The 15,941-nt window shown below is 68.3% G+C and carries 15 protein-coding genes; 6 read left to right on the forward strand and 9 right to left on the reverse strand.

The window, feature by feature from the left end:
* The first annotated feature begins 14 nt into the window (after positions 1 to 14).
* From denD to ACZYRS_RS02065, 6 genes are read left to right on the forward strand one after another with little or no spacing between them, the layout of a single operon-like run.
* Positions 15 to 1,043 (forward strand): D-erythronate dehydrogenase, encoded by a 1,029-nt coding sequence (gene denD / locus ACZYRS_RS02040; RefSeq protein WP_463417933.1) that lies wholly within the window; start codon positions 15 to 17, stop codon positions 1,041 to 1,043.
* 3 nt (positions 1,044 to 1,046) lie between these two features.
* On the forward strand, positions 1,047 to 2,327 hold the full coding sequence (gene otnK, locus ACZYRS_RS02045; RefSeq protein WP_463417934.1) for a 3-oxo-tetronate kinase: 1,281 nt from the start codon (positions 1,047 to 1,049) through the stop codon (positions 2,325 to 2,327).
* The gene (locus ACZYRS_RS02050; protein WP_463417935.1) at positions 2,324 to 2,989 is read left to right on the forward strand and encodes a class II aldolase/adducin family protein; all 666 of its coding nucleotides are present in this window, start codon (positions 2,324 to 2,326) and stop codon (positions 2,987 to 2,989) included. Before otnK ends, ACZYRS_RS02050 begins: the two co-directional genes overlap by 4 nt.
* A 21-nt stretch (positions 2,990 to 3,010) precedes the next feature.
* Entirely contained in the window at positions 3,011 to 3,829 is an 819-nt protein-coding gene (gene otnI, locus ACZYRS_RS02055) for a 2-oxo-tetronate isomerase (protein WP_463417936.1), read from the forward strand.
* Positions 3,826 to 5,022 (forward strand): amidohydrolase family protein, encoded by a 1,197-nt coding sequence (locus ACZYRS_RS02060; RefSeq protein WP_463417937.1) that lies wholly within the window; start codon positions 3,826 to 3,828, stop codon positions 5,020 to 5,022. The genes otnI and ACZYRS_RS02060 overlap by 4 nt, the downstream gene beginning before the upstream one ends.
* A complete protein-coding gene (locus tag ACZYRS_RS02065; protein ID WP_198785315.1) occupies positions 5,019 to 5,480 on the forward strand; it encodes a RidA family protein in 462 nt (153 codons plus the stop codon). Before ACZYRS_RS02060 ends, ACZYRS_RS02065 begins: the two co-directional genes overlap by 4 nt.
* A gap of 205 nt (positions 5,481 to 5,685) precedes the next feature.
* On the opposite strand, the gene ACZYRS_RS02070 is transcribed toward ACZYRS_RS02065, so the two are convergent.
* The 9 genes from ACZYRS_RS02070 to ACZYRS_RS02110 all read right to left on the reverse strand — a co-directional run bounded on the left by ACZYRS_RS02070 (position 5,686) and on the right by ACZYRS_RS02110 (position 15,903).
* Positions 5,686 to 6,336 (reverse strand): TetR family transcriptional regulator C-terminal domain-containing protein, encoded by a 651-nt coding sequence (locus tag ACZYRS_RS02070; RefSeq protein ID WP_463417938.1) that lies wholly within the window; start codon positions 6,334 to 6,336, stop codon positions 5,686 to 5,688.
* On the reverse strand, positions 6,333 to 7,298 hold the full coding sequence (locus tag ACZYRS_RS02075; protein ID WP_463417939.1) for a PDR/VanB family oxidoreductase: 966 nt from the start codon (positions 7,296 to 7,298) through the stop codon (positions 6,333 to 6,335). The genes ACZYRS_RS02070 and ACZYRS_RS02075 overlap by 4 nt, the downstream gene beginning before the upstream one ends.
* Positions 7,299 to 7,459: 161 nt before the next feature.
* Complete coding sequence (locus tag ACZYRS_RS02080; protein WP_463417940.1) at positions 7,460 to 8,050, reverse strand: NAD(P)H-dependent oxidoreductase; 591 nt, start codon at positions 8,048 to 8,050, stop codon at positions 7,460 to 7,462.
* Between the two features lie 143 nt (positions 8,051 to 8,193).
* Positions 8,194 to 9,222 (reverse strand): ABC transporter substrate-binding protein, encoded by a 1,029-nt coding sequence (locus ACZYRS_RS02085; protein WP_198788868.1) that lies wholly within the window; start codon positions 9,220 to 9,222, stop codon positions 8,194 to 8,196.
* A gap of 58 nt (positions 9,223 to 9,280) precedes the next feature.
* Positions 9,281 to 10,645 (reverse strand): FAD-binding oxidoreductase, encoded by a 1,365-nt coding sequence (locus ACZYRS_RS02090; RefSeq protein WP_463417941.1) that lies wholly within the window; start codon positions 10,643 to 10,645, stop codon positions 9,281 to 9,283.
* Positions 10,646 to 10,649: 4 nt separating this feature from the next.
* Entirely contained in the window at positions 10,650 to 11,531 is an 882-nt protein-coding gene (locus tag ACZYRS_RS02095) for an ABC transporter permease (RefSeq protein WP_463417942.1), read from the reverse strand.
* The gene (locus tag ACZYRS_RS02100) at positions 11,509 to 12,309 is read right to left on the reverse strand and encodes an ABC transporter ATP-binding protein (RefSeq protein ID WP_198788871.1); all 801 of its coding nucleotides are present in this window, start codon (positions 12,307 to 12,309) and stop codon (positions 11,509 to 11,511) included. Before ACZYRS_RS02100 ends, ACZYRS_RS02095 begins: the two co-directional genes overlap by 23 nt.
* Positions 12,310 to 12,321: 12 nt before the next feature.
* Positions 12,322 to 13,143 carry a creatininase family protein gene (locus tag ACZYRS_RS02105; RefSeq protein ID WP_463417943.1) on the reverse strand — a complete coding sequence of 274 codons (822 nt, stop codon included), beginning with the start codon at positions 13,141 to 13,143 and terminating at the stop codon, positions 12,322 to 12,324.
* 144 nt (positions 13,144 to 13,287) lie between these two features.
* Positions 13,288 to 15,903: an autotransporter family protein gene (locus ACZYRS_RS02110; RefSeq protein WP_463417944.1), complete on the reverse strand. Its 2,616-nt coding sequence runs from the start codon at positions 15,901 to 15,903 to the stop codon at positions 13,288 to 13,290.
* Between the last annotated feature and the right edge of the window lie 38 nt (positions 15,904 to 15,941).

The following is a 15,941-nucleotide window of genomic DNA, read 5'->3' on the forward strand; positions in this document are numbered from 1 at the left end:
GGAATCACCCGACCATGCACATCCTCATCACCGGCGGCTGCGGCTTCCTCGGCGCACGGCTCGCGCGCACGCTGCTCGCGGGCGGCCCGCTCGCGCTGGCCGGCGGCGCTGCCAAAGACATCGCACGCATCACGCTGGCCGACCGCGTGCCGCCGCCCGCCGACCTCGCAGCCGACGCCCGCATCCAGTTCGTGCAGGGCGACCTGTACGAGCAGGCCGGCAACGGCGCGCTGCCATTGGCCGACACCGATGCCGTGTTCCACCTCGCAGCCGCCGTGAGCGGCGAATGCGAGACCGACTTCGACCTGGGCATGCGCAGCAACCTCGACACCACCCGCGCGCTGCTCGATGCCTGCCGCCGCGCGGGCCATGCGCCGGTGTTCGTGTTCTCCAGCTCGGTCGCGGTGTTCGGCGATTCGCCCGGGCAGCGCCTGCCCGCAGTGATCGAGGACACGACGCTGCCGACGCCGCAGAACAGCTACGGCATCCAGAAATTCATCGGCGAGCAGCTGGTGGCCGACTTCACGCGAAAGGGCTTCGTGCAGGGCCGCAACGTGCGGCTCATGACGGTGTCCGTGCGCCCCGGCCGCCCCAACGGCGCGGCCTCCAGCTTCCTGAGCGGCATGCTGCGGGAACCACTGGCCGGCGAGCGCGCACGCTGCCCCGTCGCGCCCGAAACGCCGGTCGCGCTGGCCTCGCCCGGCAACACCGTCGCGGGCCTCGTGCGCGCCGCCACCGCGAGCGCGGCCGAATGGGGCGCCCGCACCGCCATCAACCTGCCCGCGCTGACCACCACCGTGCGCGAGATGGCCGATGCGCTGGAACGCCTCGCGGGCAAGGACGCCACGGGTTTGATCGACTGGACGCCCGACGCGCAGGTCGCCAGGATCGTCACCAGCTGGCCGAGCCGCATCCACGCCGCGCGCGCCGGGGCGCTGGGCCTCGCGGCCGATGCGAGCTTCGACGCCATCCTGCGCGATTACGTGCGCGAGAACCCGCAGGCTGTGAAACTGCCTGTCCTCTCTGTTGCCACCAAGGACTGACCCATGGGCAAGCTAGTGCTCGGCTGCATCGCCGACGATTTCACCGGCGCGACCGACCTCGCCAACAACCTCGTGCGCGCCGGCATGCGCGTGGTGCAGGCCATCGGCGTGCCGGCCACGCCGCTCGATGCGGATGTCGATGCCGTGGTGGTCGCGCTCAAGTCGCGCACCATCGCGCCGGCCGAGGCCATCGCGCAATCGCTCGACGCGCTGCGCTGGCTGCAGGCGCAGGGCGCGCGGCAGATCTACTTCAAGTACTGCTCCACCTTCGACAGCACGCCGCAAGGCAACATCGGTCCGGTGACGGAGGCGTTGATGGATGCGCTCAAGTGCGACTTCACCATCGCCACGCCCGCCTTCCCCGACAACAAGCGCACCGTCTTCAAGGGCTATCTGTTCGCCGGCGACGTGCTGCTCAACGAGAGCGGCATGCAGAACCATCCACTCACGCCGATGACCGATGCGAACCTCGTGCGCGTGCTGCAGGCGCAGTGCACGCGCAAGGTGGGGCTCATCGATCACACGGTGGTGGCGCGCGGCGACGCGGCCATCACCGAGCGCATCGCTCAACTGAAAGGCGAGGGCGTGTCGATCGCCATCGTCGATGCGGTGTCGAACGACGATCTGCTGCGCCTCGGCCCGGCGCTCGCGACGATGCCGCTGGTCACCGCCGGCTCGGGCGTGGCCATCGGCCTGCCTGCCAATTTCGGGCTCGCGCCTTCTTCGCAGGCCAGCGCGTTGCCGGCGGCGGGCGGGCTGCGCGCCATCGTGTCGGGCAGCTGCTCGCTCGCCACCAACCGGCAGGTGCTCGACTTCATCCAGCGCGGCGGCGCGGCATTGGCAATCGATCCGCTGCGCATCGCGGCGGGCGTCGATGTCGCGGCCGAAGCGCTGGCGTGGGCTGCGCCGCTGGTCGAGAAGCAACCGGTGCTGGTCTATTCCACCGCCGAGGCCGGCGCCGTGAAGTCGGTGCAGGGCCAACTCGGTGTGGAAGAGGCCGGCGCGATGGTCGAGCGCACCATCGCCGCCATCGCGCGCGGCTTGGTCGACCAGGGCGTGCGCCAGCTGGTCGTCGCGGGCGGCGAAACCTCGGGCGCCTGCGTGCAGGCGCTGGGCATCGCGCAGATGCAGATCGGCCCGCAGATCGACCCCGGCGTGCCGTGGTGCCACGCGCGCGCAGAAGCTGCCAAAGCCGCTGGTGGCGCGGGCCTGCACATCGCGCTCAAGTCCGGCAACTTCGGCGGCGACGATTTCTTCACCAAGGCCTTTACAGTGCTGGCATGACCGAGAACCAAGCACGCGAAGAAATCTGCCGCGTCGGCCGCAGCCTGTTCGACCGCGGCTACGTGCATGCGACGGCGGGCAACATCAGCGTGCGGCTGGACAACGGCTTTCTCATCACGCCGACCGATGCGTGCCTCGGGTTTCTCGATCCGGCGCGGCTCGCGCGGCTCGATGCGGATGGCAAGCAGACGGGCGGCGACCGCGCCAGCAAGACCATCGCGCTGCACACGCGCATCTACGCGGCCGCGCGCAGGTTCGATGCACAGACGGCCTGCGTGATCCACACGCACAGCACGCATTGCGTCGCGCTCACGCTGAACGCACCGGGCGACGAACTGCTGCCCGCGCTCACGCCGTACTTCGTGATGAAGGTCGGCCACGTGCCGCTCATTCCGTACCACCGCCCTGGTGCGCCGGAAGCGGCAGAGAAGGTGGCACAGGCCATCGAACACTTCGGTGCGGCGGGCACGCCGCTGCGCGCCGTGATGCTGGAGCGCCTCGGTCCCAACGTGTGGCACGAGAGCCCGGCCGCCGCCATGGCCGTGCTCGAGGAACTCGAGGAAACCGCCAGGCTCCAGATGCTCACCGGCGCCGCAAGGCCCGCGCCGCTGGATGCCCAACAGATCGATGAACTGCGCACCACCTTCGGTGCGCGCTGGTGACAGAAGCAAGAGAAACAAGCCATGCCCCAATTCGCCGCCAACCTCTCGATGCTCTATCCCGAGCTCGATTTCCTCGACCGTTTCGATGCCGCCGCCAAAGACGGCTTCAAGGCCGTCGAGTACCTCTTCCCCTACGCCTTCGCGAAGGAAGACATCGTCGCGCGCCTGAAGCACAACGGCCTGCAGCAGGTGCTCTTCAACGGCCCGCCCGGCAACTGGGAGGGCGGCGAGCGCGGCCTCGCGTGCCTGCCCGGGCGCGACGCCGAGTTCCGCGACGGCATCGCGAAAGCCATCGATTACGCCGTGGCGCTGGACTGCCCGCGCATCCACGTCATGGCCGGCCTCGTTCCCGCGGACCTGCAGCGCGATGCGGTGCAGCCCGTGTACCTGGACAACCTGCGCTGGGCCGCCGAAGAGGCCGCGAAGGCGGGCCGCGACGTGCTGATCGAGCCGATCAACACGCGCGACATCCCCGGCTTCTTTCTCAACCGGCAGGACCACGCGCACGAGATCGTCGAGACCGTCGGCGCGCCCAATCTCAAGGTGCAGATGGACCTGTACCACTGCCAGATCGTCGAGGGCGACGTGGCGATGAAGATCCGCAAGTACCTGCCGACCGGCCGCGTCGGCCACCTGCAGATCGCCGGCGTGCCCGAGCGCCACGAGCCGGACATCGGCGAGCAGAACTACGGCTATCTCTTCGACGTGATCGACGAGGTGTCGAAGCAAAGTGGCTGGCAAGGATGGGTGGGTTGCGAGTACCGGCCCAAGCGCGGCTCGGAGCCCGGCGGCACTTCCGCGGGCCTCGGCTGGCTGCGCGCACTGCAACAGCGCGCATGAAGCTCCAGGCGCTGCGCATTCCGGCGCCGCTGCGCGGCTTCGCGGCGGGCGATGCGCAGGTCTTCGACATCACGCTCGAGGGCGACAAGGTCGCGGCCATCGTGCCCAGCGCGTCGCAGACGCAGGCGCGCGGCACGCTGCTGAGCGCGCTGGTCGAGGCCCACGCGCACATCGACAAGAACTACACCGTGCAGGAGGTGGGCGCGGCGCAGGGCAACCTGTTCGCGGCCATCGAACGCATGGAGAAACACCGCGCCGGCTGGACCGCCGAAACGCTGCGCCTGCGCATGGAGCGCGCGCTGCACGACGCCTGGCAATCGGGCACGCGCGCGCTGCGCACGCACATCGACTGGGTGCAGCCCGAGCCGCCGGCCGCGCTGGCCGTGTTCGAGGCGCTGCGCGAGGAATGGCGCGGCCGCATCGAGCTGCAATTCGTCTCGCTCACGCCGCTCGACGTGTTCGCGGACCTCGCGGCCGGCGAGCGCATCGCCAGCGAAGTCAAACGCGCGGGCGGTGTGCTCGGCGCGTTCGTCTACCGCAACGAAGGCATCGTCCACAAGCTGGGCCGCGTGTTCGACCTCGCGCAGCAGCACGGCCTCGGCCTCGACTTCCATGTGGACGAAGGACTCGATGCCGACGCCACGGGCCTGCGCAGCATCGCCCAGCTGGTGCGTGCGCGCGACTTCAAGCGGGGCGTCGTCTGCGGCCACTGCTGCTCGCTCTCGGTGCAGGACGACGCCGTCGCCCACGAGACGCTCGCGCTCTGCGCCGGTGCCGGAATCCACATCGTCGCGCTGCCGACCACCAACCTCTACCTGCAGGGCGCCTGGGACCGCACGCCCGTGCCGCGCGGCATCACGCGCATCCACGAGGCGGCGGCACGGGGCTTGCGTGCGAGCCTGGCCACGGACAACGTGCAGGACGCCTTCTATCCCTACGGCAGCTACGATCTTCTGGAGACCTTCGGCCTGGGCGTGCAGATGGCGCACCTCGCGCCCGCGGGCGACTGGCTCGATGCGATCACCGTCAGCCCCGCGAAGGCGCTCGGCCTCGCGTGGGACGGCCGCATCGCGCCGGGCTGCCCCGCGGACCTGGTGCTGCTGGCGGCGACCGATGAGCATGAGCTGGTCGGTGCGCGCGGGCGCGAATGCACGGTCATCCGTGCTGGTCGAATTCTGGAGAAAACTAAATGAGCATGGGCAAGCCAATGGCCAACTACGCCGCCGCGAAACGCGTCGGCGATTTCGTCTTCATGAGCGGCGTGGTCGCGGTCGATCCGGCCAAGCGCCGCGCGGTCGCGGGCTACGACGACATCCCCGAAGAAGCGCGCACCGCCTTGCAGGGCGTGGGCTACGCCACCGGCCAGATGTCGGTCGATGTGTTCGAAGCCGCCATCGTCGCGCAGAGCTGGTTCGTGCTGGAGCGCATCCGCCAGATCGCTGGAGAGCATGGCGGCACGATGGACGATGTGGTCAAGCTGGTGCAGTACTTCCGCCACCTGCCGCACTACGCGTTCTACAACCGCGTGCGCGGGCTCTTCTATCCGGGCGAGCCGCCGGTGAGCACGGTGGTGGAGGTGTCGCGCTTCCTGCCGGGGGACGAGGTGCTGGTGGAAGTCGAAGCGACGATGTATCTGCCGCAGAAGCGGTGAGCGGGCCATCTGCGAAGAACCGTTCGGGCTGAGCCTGTCGAAGCCTTGCGCGGCGCTTCGACAGGCTCAGCGTGAACGGATGATGGACACGATTCCCTCCCGTTCGGGCTGAGCTTGTCGAAGCCTTGCGCAGCGCTTCGACAAGCTCAGCGTGAACGGATGGGGCTCGGTGTGAATGGATGGGGAGAGGACAGGCCCCGGCCGGCTACTTGACCCCCGCCCCCTTCAGCAGGAACTCCGTCACCTGCGCGATCAGGTAGCCCCTGTCCTTGTCATCACCGTCCTGCGCGACGTTGCGGAAGTACGCGGCCTGCGTGGCGTGGTCCGCGTAGAACTGCGTCACGGCCCAGATGTGGAACAGCACCAGCATCGGATCGGCCTCGTCCATCAGGCCCTGGTTCATCCAGTTCTGGATCACCGCGGCGGCCTGGTCGGTGCGCGCCTTGCTCGTGTCCATCATGGTGTTGAGTACCGGCGCGCCGCGCATCATCTCGGCGGTGAAGATGCGCGAGCGCAGCGGGTGCTGGAACGAGAAGACCATCTTGCGGTGGATCAGGTCGCTCAGCACCTTGCGCGGACCGAAGGCCTCGTCGCTGAAGCCGAACACCACGATCCAGTCGTTGAGGATGTCCTGCAGCACCAGCCGGTAGAGCGCCTCCTTGCTGTCGATGTAGTAGTGCAGCTGCGCCTTGGAGAGCCCGGCCTTGTCGGCGATGGCCTGTGTCGTGGCGCCGGCCAGGCCCTCGCTCGCGAACACCTCGATCGCGGCCTGGTAGATGACGCCCAGCACCTGCGTGTACTTGCGCGAACGGCCGCGCGTGGCCGGTGCTTCGCTGTCGGCTTCCTCGACGCTCACAGCTGCAGCACCAGTTCCAGGCCCTTGGCGCGCGAGCAGCACAGTGCCACCTTGCTGCGCCGCTCGGTGCCCGTGAGGCAGAAGTCGCGGTGCTCCGCGGCTTCGCCGTCGCCCTCGACCACGCAGGTGCCGCACAGGCCCTGCTGGCACGAGACGGGAATGTCGATGCCCACTTCGTGCAGCGCATCGACGGCGGTCTGGTCGGCCGCGACCGGCACCGAGATGCCGCGCCGCGCGAGCTTCAGCGTGAAAGGCAGGCCGGTGGTGGTGTTGGCATCGGTGGGCGCGGCGAAGTACTCGGTGTGCAGCGCGTCTTCGGGCCAGTCGGTCTTTGCGGCCGCGTCGCGCACCGCCTGCATGAAGCCGCCGGGACCGCAGACGTAGAGGTGCGTATCCGGCGCGCGCTCGGCCAGCAGCGCCTGCAGGTCGATGCGTTGCGATGCATCGCCCTGGTCCAGATGAAGGCGCAGGTGCGGTGCGAGCGCGGGATCGCGCAGCGCGTCGGCGAACGCCAGGTGCTCCTCGCTGCGCGCGAACACGCACAGCGTGAACGACGCGCCGCGCGCCGCGAGCGCCTGCGCCATCGCGAGCAGCGGCGTCATGCCGATGCCGCCCGCCATCAGCAGGTGGTGCGCGGCCTCTTCGCGCAGTGGAAAGGTGTTGCGCGGCGTGCTGATCGCGATGAGGTCGCCCTCGCGCACGCGCTCGTGCATCGAGGCCGACCCACCGCGGCTCGCGAGTTCGCGCTTCACGCCGATCACATACGACGGCGCATTCGACGGTCCCCGCGCCAACGAGTACTGCCGCGAAAACCCCCCCGGCATGTGCACATCGATGTGCGCGCCCGCCTCGTACCCCGGCAGCGCGCGCCCCCACGGATGCGCCAGCTCGAAGGCCAGGATCTCCGGCGTCTCGCGCGAGATGCGTTCGACGCGGACGGTCAGCGTGCGTTCGAGGCTCATGGTGTTTTCCTTTCTGTGCTCATCGGGCAACTCCCGTTGCCCAACCGTTTCGGCCGTTCACCCTGAGCCTGTCGAAGGGTTGTGCCCAATGGACGCAGGCTTCGACAAGCTCAGCCCGAACGGTGGTTGGCATCTGTTGTTCTCGCGTGGATCGAATTTGTCTAGAGCGCCTGCAGCTTGCGCGAAACGCGCTCGATGAAATGCGTGCGGTCGCGCGCGGTGACGGCATTCATGTCGTGCAGTTGCAGCCACGTCACCTTGCAGCGCCAGGCGAACAGCGCGCGCAGCCCGCGCGTGAACAGCCGCCGCCCCGGGTCGCCGATCACCTGCACGAACCAGCGCGGCGACCCGCCGGTGGTCACCACCGTCAGCCGCCGGATGTGCCGCATGCCCGACTTCGCGAGCTGGCCCTTGCGCTCCGCGGGCAGGAAGGCCACGCCCGGCAGCCACACCCGCTCCAGCCAGCCCTTGAGCATCGAGGGCGGTCCGTGGAACCAGGTGGGGTAGACGAACACCAGGTGCTCGGCCCACAGCAGCGCTTCGACATGCGGTTTCACGCGTTCGCGGATGAGCTCGGGGTTCTCGAGGTAGGCGATGCGCTCTTCGCAGGTGAGCGTCGGATCGAACCCCTCGGCGTAGAGGTCGATGGCCTTGACGGGATGCCGCGGCTCGAGTGCTTCGAGCGCGGTGCGATACAGGGCGTGGTTGAAGCTGTCAGGGTTCGGATGGCAATGGACGACGAGCGTTTTCATGGGAGGGCCGGTTCGCCTGTCGGCGAGACGGGGTCAGAGCCCAAGGAACAAAAGGCCGCGCGGTGCCTTATGGCAACCCAGGCGCCGGCATCTGACCCCGGCGCAAGCCCCGCGCGACCCACGGGAAAAAACAGCGATGCGAATTACTTGCCGGTGAGCTTCTTGCGGACGTCGACGCCGACGCCCTTGTTCACGAACTGCGTGGTCACGACCTTCGCGAGATCGACCTCGCCCGTCTTGTAGAGACCGGCCTTGACCATCTTGTCGTAGAAGTCCTTCACGCGGGCTTCGTCCATCGCGCCGATGCCCTTGGTGAGCGACTCGCCGCTGTCCACGATGCCCATCTTCTTCATGAGTTCGATGGAGCCCTGCGAGGCGGCCACGGGCGAGTCGGGGTTGATCTTGGCGATCATCTCGTTGGCGGCCTTGTTGTCGCCGTAGAGGTAGTTGTTCCACCCGATGATCGAGGCCTCGACGAACTTGCGCACCGTCTCGGGCTTGGTCTTGATGAGGTCCGCGCGCGTCTCCACGGTGGTCGAGTAGGTCGAGAAGCCGTTGTCCGCCAGCAGCTGCACCACCGGATCGAAGCCGGCCTGCGCCTTGATCGACAGCGGCTCCGAGATCGCATAGCCCTGCTGGATCGATTTCTTGTCCGCCAGGAACGGGCCGACGTTGAAGGTGTAGGGCTTGAGCTGCGAGTCCTTGAAGCCGTGCTCGGACTTCATCCACTGCCAGAAGCTGAACTGGCCGTCCTTGCCGATGAAGGCCACGGGCGCCTTGGTCATGTCCTTGAAGGTATCGAAGCCCTGGCCCGGGTGCGCGAACATGGCCTGCGGGTCCTTCTGGAAGAAGGCCGCGACCACCACGGTGGGCACGCCGTTCTTCACGTTGTCGAAGGACTGCAGCAGGTTGCCGGTCATGAGGAAATCGACCTTGCCCGCCGGCAGCATCGGCCGGTTGTTGACCATCGGGCCGCCCTGCTGGATGTCCACGTCCAGGCCGTACTTCTTGTACGTGCCGTCCACCAGCGCCTGGTAGAAGCCGCCGTGGCCGGCCTGCGCCTTCCAGTTGGTGGCGAACACCACTTTTTCCTGCGCCTGCGCGGCGAAGGCGGCGCCGACGAGCGCCAGGCCGAAGGCAAGCGGCCGGAGATTGAAAGCGGGGATGCGCATGGGGACGTGCTCCTGTGGAGGTTTTGAAAGTACGGGATGCGGAGACTAAATCTTTTTCTCAGCGCTCGACGGCCATGTCCGGGTGCCATCCGCGCGTTTTTCCGGGGTTCATCAAACCCATCGGGTCGCTGCGCTTCTTGAATTCGATCTGCTGCGTGTCGATGGTCTTCATGCCGCCGTCCTCGATGGTCACCACATGCGGGTTGAAGATCTGGCAGCCGCCCTGCGACTCGATTTCGCGGATCAACTCGTACTGGTGCGCCTCGCCCTTCCAGCGCACGAGCAGGATGCCGAAGGTGCCGCACTCGCCGCCCGCGCGCGCGAAGTCCTGGTGCTGCAGCACGTCGTCGCCGAAGATTTGCAGGTGGCGCTCGACCACCGACGGATCGAACGGTTGCGCATACGCGACCTGCAGATAGGTCCACCCGCGGTCGGCCTTCAGCGCCTGCAGCGTCGTGTGGTTGAACGCGCACTCGTAGGCGGGCGGGAGGCCCTCGGCGAGCAGCTCGGCCTCGGTGCCTGCGACGGAGATCGTGCCGCCGTGCGCATCGGCGAGCGCGCGGAACTCGGCCATCGATTCGGGCGAGACCATGGTGAACACCGCATGCCGGTCGATCGGAAAGCGGTCGCGCATCGCCGTGTAGTACGGCGAGAAGCGCGCCTCCACCGTCGAGAGCAAAAAGATGTCGAGCGTCGGCGCCTGCGCCGCGATGCCGAAGTCCAGCGCGCCGCGGTAGGTCTCGAAGAGCACCGTGCAGTGCACCCATTCGACGGCCGGGCTCAGCGCCACTTCGACGTCGAGGATCACGCCGTTGGTGCCGTACGCATGGTGCACCTGCTGGATCTCGTCGCCCTGCAATTCGATGATGCGCGGCGCGCGCTCCACCGTCATCACGCGCGCGCGCAGCAGGTTGCCGGGGTCGCGCAGGATGCCGTGGCGAAACGACCCGATGCCGCCGAAGCCGCCCGCGATGAAGCCGCCGATGCTGGCCACATGCCAGGTCGAGGGCCACATGCGCAGCGCCTGCCCGGTCTCGCGCGCGGCCAGGTCGATGTCGTGCATGCGCGCGCCGGCCTCCACGCGCAGGCGGCCGTCCTGGATGTCGAGCACGCGGCACATCTGCGTCACGTCCAGCACGATGCCGCCCTCGAGCGGCACGCACTGGCCGTAGTTGCCGGTGCCGCCCGCGCGCACGGTGAGCGGCAGCTTCCACTTCGCAGCCACGGCCGCGGCCTGGCGCACGTCGTCTTCGGTGCTGACTTTCACCACGAGGTCGGCCACGCAGCCCGCGAGCTGCGCGGTGAGGATGGGGCTGTACCAGTAGAAGTCTTTCGACAGTTGCTTTCGCTGGCTCGGCGCGGTGACGAGGTTCAGGCCGCGCAGGTCTTCGCGCACCGCATCCCAGTCCGTGGCCGTGTGCATCGCCCTAGCGTTCACGGCGCATCTCGCTCTCGTGCCAGTGGCCGAGCACCATGCGCGATAACGCGGCGAACACGATGAAGATCACGATGCCGAGCAACGACACCAGGAGCAGCGCCGCGAACATCATCGGGATCTCGGTGCGAAAGCTCGACTCGAGAATGCGCGAGGCCAGGCCCGTCTCCTTGCCCGCCGTGCCGGCGGTGAACTCCGCCACCACGGCGCCGATCAGGCTGAGGCCGCCCGCGATCTTCAGCCCCGCCATGAAGTACGGCAGCGCGCTCGGCGCGAGCAGGTAGCGGAAGGTCTGCCACGGCGAGGCCTTGTAGAGCTGGAACAGGTCGCGCAGGTTGCTGTCCGCGCTTTTCAGGCCAATGACGGTGTTCGACAAAATCGGAAAGAACGCCACGATCCACGCGCACAGCAACAGCGCCGCAGTGGTGCTCGACACGTAGATCAGGATCAGCGGCGCGATCGCGATGATCGGCGTCACCTGCAGGATCACCGCGATCGGAAAGAGGCCGATCTCCACCCACTTGAAGAGCGCGAACGCGATCGCCAGCAGCACGCCGCCGACGATGGCGGCCAGCAATGCGAGGAGCGTGAGCTTCACCGTGAACCACAGCGCGCTGGAGAGCGTGTCCCAGTTGTCGAACAGCGTCTTCAGGATGAGCGAGGGCGCGGGCAGGATGTAGTGCGGGATGTTGTTGGCGCGCACCGTCCATTCCCACACGAGCAGCAGCAGCGCGACGATGGCCGCGGGCACGACGATGCGCAGCAGCGATTCGCGCCGGCGCAGCTTGTCTTCGTGCGCGCGCAGCGACGCCTCGGAGGGCGCCGTGTCCACGTCGGCGAGGGCGACGGGTTCAGTGATCGATGTCGACGCCATGCAGGGCTCCGTGCAAGGATTGAGACACCGCCGTGCAGTGCGCGTTGTAGCGGCTCGAGGTGCGGAATTCCTCGCCGCGCGGATAGGGCTCGTCGATGCGGATCTCGTCGATCACGCGGCCCGGTCGCGCCGCCATCACCACGATGCGGTTCGACAGGTACACCGACTCGTACACGCTGTGCGTGACGAACACCACCGAGAAGCGGTGCTCGCGCCAGATGGCCAGGAGGTCGTTGTTGAGCTTGATGCGCGTCATTTCGTCGAGCGCGGCGAAGGGCTCGTCCATCAGCAAGAGGCGCGGGTGCGTGACCAGTGCGCGCGCAATGGACACGCGCATCTTCATGCCGCCCGAGAGCTCCCGCGGGTACACGTCGGCGAAGCGCGAGAGGCCGACCATCTCCAGCACCTGCTGCACCACGGGCGCGGCCGCATCGCGGCTCTGGCCGGCGAGCTTGAGCGGCAGCCACACGTTGTCGAACACCTTGGCCCAGGGCATGAGCGTGGGCTCCTGGAACACGAAGCCCAGGTCGCGGTCGCTCTGCGTCTTTCCGGTGTTGGCGCCGGACCAGTGCATGTCGCCCGAGCTCAGGCGCGTGAGCCCCGCGATGAGCCTGAGCGCCGTGCTCTTGCCGCAGCCCGAGGGGCCCAGGAAGCTGATGAAGTCGTGCTCGCCGATGTCGAGCGTCATGCCCTGCAGCGCGAGCGTGCCGTTGCCAAAACGCTTGCTGACGTGGCGCAGGCTGACCAGCGGCGGGGTGGATGGCGTGGTGCTTTCCATGGTGGAGCGAGCCTAGCGCCAGGCGGGTTCGTTGGCGAGGCGCGACAGCGGAAAGCGGTCCACCTCGTGCAGCAATTCGACGAAGCGCCGACCCACGTGGTCGAGCACCGCGGCGCCCTTCTCCGCGGTGGCGCGCGTGGCATCGCCGGCCGCGCCGGAGGGGTTGATGTCGTGCATCTGCCAGCCGAGCTTGCCGCTGGGGGTGATCGAGAGGAACTTGTTTTCTTCGGCCAGCTGCTCGGTCATCGAGCTGAAGTTCTGGAACTGGTCGCGGCGCACGTAGTCGGGTGTCAGGTGCAGCATCACCGAGCTTTCCAGGTCGCCCGCATGGATGCCGTGCTTGCCCTCGTGCGCGGTGAAGAGGCCTTCGGGCAGCCCGAGCGTGTACCAGTTGGCGGCCACGACCATCATGTCGTGTTCTTCGCGCAGGTCGCGCGCCACGATGTCCATCACGCTCATCTGGCCGCCGTGGCTGTTGTAGAGCACGAGCTTGCGCACGCCGGCTTTGGCGACGCAGGCGCCGATGTCCTTCCACAGCGAGATCAGCGTGCTCGCCGACACGGTGAGCGTGCCCGGGTAGCGCGAATGCTCGTTGCTCTTGCCGTAGGGCACGGTGGGGAGAAACAGCACCGGCAAATCGTCGGGCAGGTGCGGGAGCGTGGCGCGCACCATGCCGTCGATGGTGGCCGTGTCGGTGGACATCGGCAGGTGCGGTCCGTGCTGCTCGGTGGCGCCCACCGGCAGCACGGCGATGAGCCGTTCGCGGTCCAGGCGGGAGAACTCTTCGCTGGTCAGGTCGGACCAGAAGCGGCTGCGCAGGGTGGGCGGATTCATCGGGGTGGTCCTCGTGATGCGACGGCCGGATGATGACTTAAATCATCCAATCGGTCAAAAAAAGTGGCTCAGCAATTACCCGTACGCCTGCGCACCCACCCGAAAACGCCATCCAAACCAGATCAACTGGTCAATGGCGCGCGGCTACCAGCGCACGCGCATCCCCACCTGCCCCTGCATGCCCGACTGCTCGCCGTCGTTGCCGATGGCGCGTGTGTACGCGAGCCCGCCGTACACCGCCACCGTCCTGCTCACCTGCCCCACCACGCCCGCGCCCACTTCGAGCGCGCTCGCGGTGCGGCGGTTGCCGACCTGGTCGGTCGGGCCGAAGAAGAGCGCGTTGGTGCCGCTGAAGGTGTGCCAGAGATTGGCCTTGAGGTAGGGCTTCCAGGTGCCGCCCGCGGCGCTGAAGCTGCCCTCCAGCCGCGCGCCGACGCGCCCGGTGACGGCGTTGTCGCGCTGGAAGCGAACGGTGGAAAGACCGTCGTCGAAATCGTCGACCGAGCTGCGCTGCCAGATCAGCTGCACCTGCGGCTGCAGCGAGACGCTGTCACTCAGCGCGAAGGGATAGCCGGCCTCGAGCGAAGCGGTGATCGTCTTGCCGTGCGGCCGGCCGCCGCGCCCGAGCGTGGACTGCGCCTCGGTCTTGAAGCGCGTGGCCATGAGCACGGCGTCGCTGTACCAGCCGCTGGTTGCCACGCGCGTCCAGTACGCGCCGAGGCTGTAGCCCTCGACGCTCAGGCGCCCCGTGGCGGCGTTGGTGGCGCCGCCGGCGATGCCGCTCGTGTCGCCGCTCGCGCGGGTGTAGCCGCCGAGCACGCCGACGCGGTGGCGTCCGCCCGAGGCATCGGTGCCGACGAGAAAGTCATGGCCCAGCTGCAGCCCGTGGATGTTGCCGTCGAACTGCGGGTTCGCATCGCCGCGCAGGCGCTGGCGCGTGCTCTCGCCGAAGACGCGGCCCCACGAGGCCTGCCGGCCTTCGCCTTGTTCACCTTCCGCGAGCAGTTGCTGGTCGCCCTGCCGGTCGTGAAAGCTGCCCAGCTGCGCGAGCCCGAGCTGGCGCACCACCAGCGGCACGCTGCTGTAGAGCGCGACCTCGGGCCGGTACAGCTTGACCTGCTCGACGGCAGGTGCCGGCGCGCCCGGCACGCCCGGCGTTTCCGCGATGACTTCGTAGGCTTCGGCGAGCGACCCCACCACCACGCCGCCGACCAGGAAACCGTTGTTGCGCAGGTACCAGTTGTCCGGGTTGTTGCCCGCCGCGCCGCCGCGGAACAGGCGGTAGGTGTACGCGCCGGCCTCGACCGGCTGCGTGAGCGAGAACGCGTGGGTTGCCGTGGTGCCGCCGTTGACCGTCTGCACCACCAGGATGCCGTCCGCCAGCGTCGGCGCGCCCATGCCGCCGCGGTTGACCGCGCGGATCGCAGTGCCGCCCGAGGCCGTGCCGCCGTCGATCACCAGCCGGTCGGAGGGCGCGTTGTCGCCGGCCAGCACGGTGTTGATCTGCATCAGCGCGCCGTTGCCCAGGTAATTGCCCCGCACCGTGAAGGCGCCGAAGTTCACGCCGTCGTTCGGGCCGGGCAGAAGCGTGCCCTGGTTCGTCACGTTGCCCGCGAAGGTGCCGGTGCCGGCGACCGTGGTGCCGGGGAGCACGGCGATGACCGGGCTTGTCAGCGTCGCGGGCAGGTTGAAGCGGCCCGATTCGATGCGGATGCCATCCGAGAAAGTCGCATCGGTGAGCCATGACCATTCGGCGCCGCGCATCGTCAGATTCTGGAAATTGCGGAAGGCGTTGTCCACCGTGCCGCTGCCTTCGAGAAAGGCGTTCGCGATCGCATTGCCGCCGTCGGCGCCGCCGCGGATGACCGAGCCGGTCTGCAATATCAACGTGCCGTTGCCCAGCGCGCCCATGTAGAGCGCGTCGGTGTTGGCGGTGCCGCCATGGCCTTCGATGGTGCCCGCGTTCACCAGCGTGTCGTTGCCGTTCTGCCCGCGGTAGCCGTAGCCGTTGGCGCTCGAGAGCAGCGCGCCGGCCCGGTTCTCCACACGCGAGAAGAAGCTCAGGCCCAGCGTGTTGGCATGCACCGCGTCAGCGCCGCCCGAGGGCGAATTGGCGCCCGTGGTCGCGATGGTGCCGGTGTTGACCAGGAGGTTGGCCGCGAGGTTGCCGCCCTGCAGGTACACGCCCTTGGCCGAGTTGCCGCTGGTGGTGATCGTGCCGTTGTTGACGACCGTGTTGCCCGGCCCCAGCGTGGAAATGCCGTGCGAGCTGCCGCCCGTGGTCGCGATGGAACCGTTGTTGGTGATGAGGGTGCGCGTGCTGCTGTTCGACGTCACCAGCATGCCCGAGGTGCCGCCGCTGGTCGTGCGGATGGCGCCGTTGTTGGTCATCGTGTTGTCGTTGCCCGTGGCCACCATTGCCGCGCGCGCCGAGCCCGAACCGCCCGAGACGGCGAGGGTGCCGTTGTTGGTGATGCTGCTCGCATCGCGTACCAGCAGGGCCTGGGTGGCGTTGGTGGTGAGCGTGGCGCCGTTGTCCACGGTGATGGCGACGCCGGTGCTGCCGGGCGCTGCGATCACGCTGGCCGAGCCGGTGGTCGCGTCGCTGCAGACCACGCTCTGGCCCGTACCCGGCGTTGCGGTCGGGCCGCAGGCCGACTGGGCGGTGCTGGCCGCGAGCCCTGCGAGGGCCGCCACGAACCATGAAAGAGGAGATGCCGGAATCCGGCAGGAAGATCGGGCGCGCTGCTCCAGACGCATGTCCTTGTTCCTTCTTGTTTTTTGCACGGCGCGGGGCC

This window comes from Variovorax sp. AC194 (assembly GCF_979257995.1).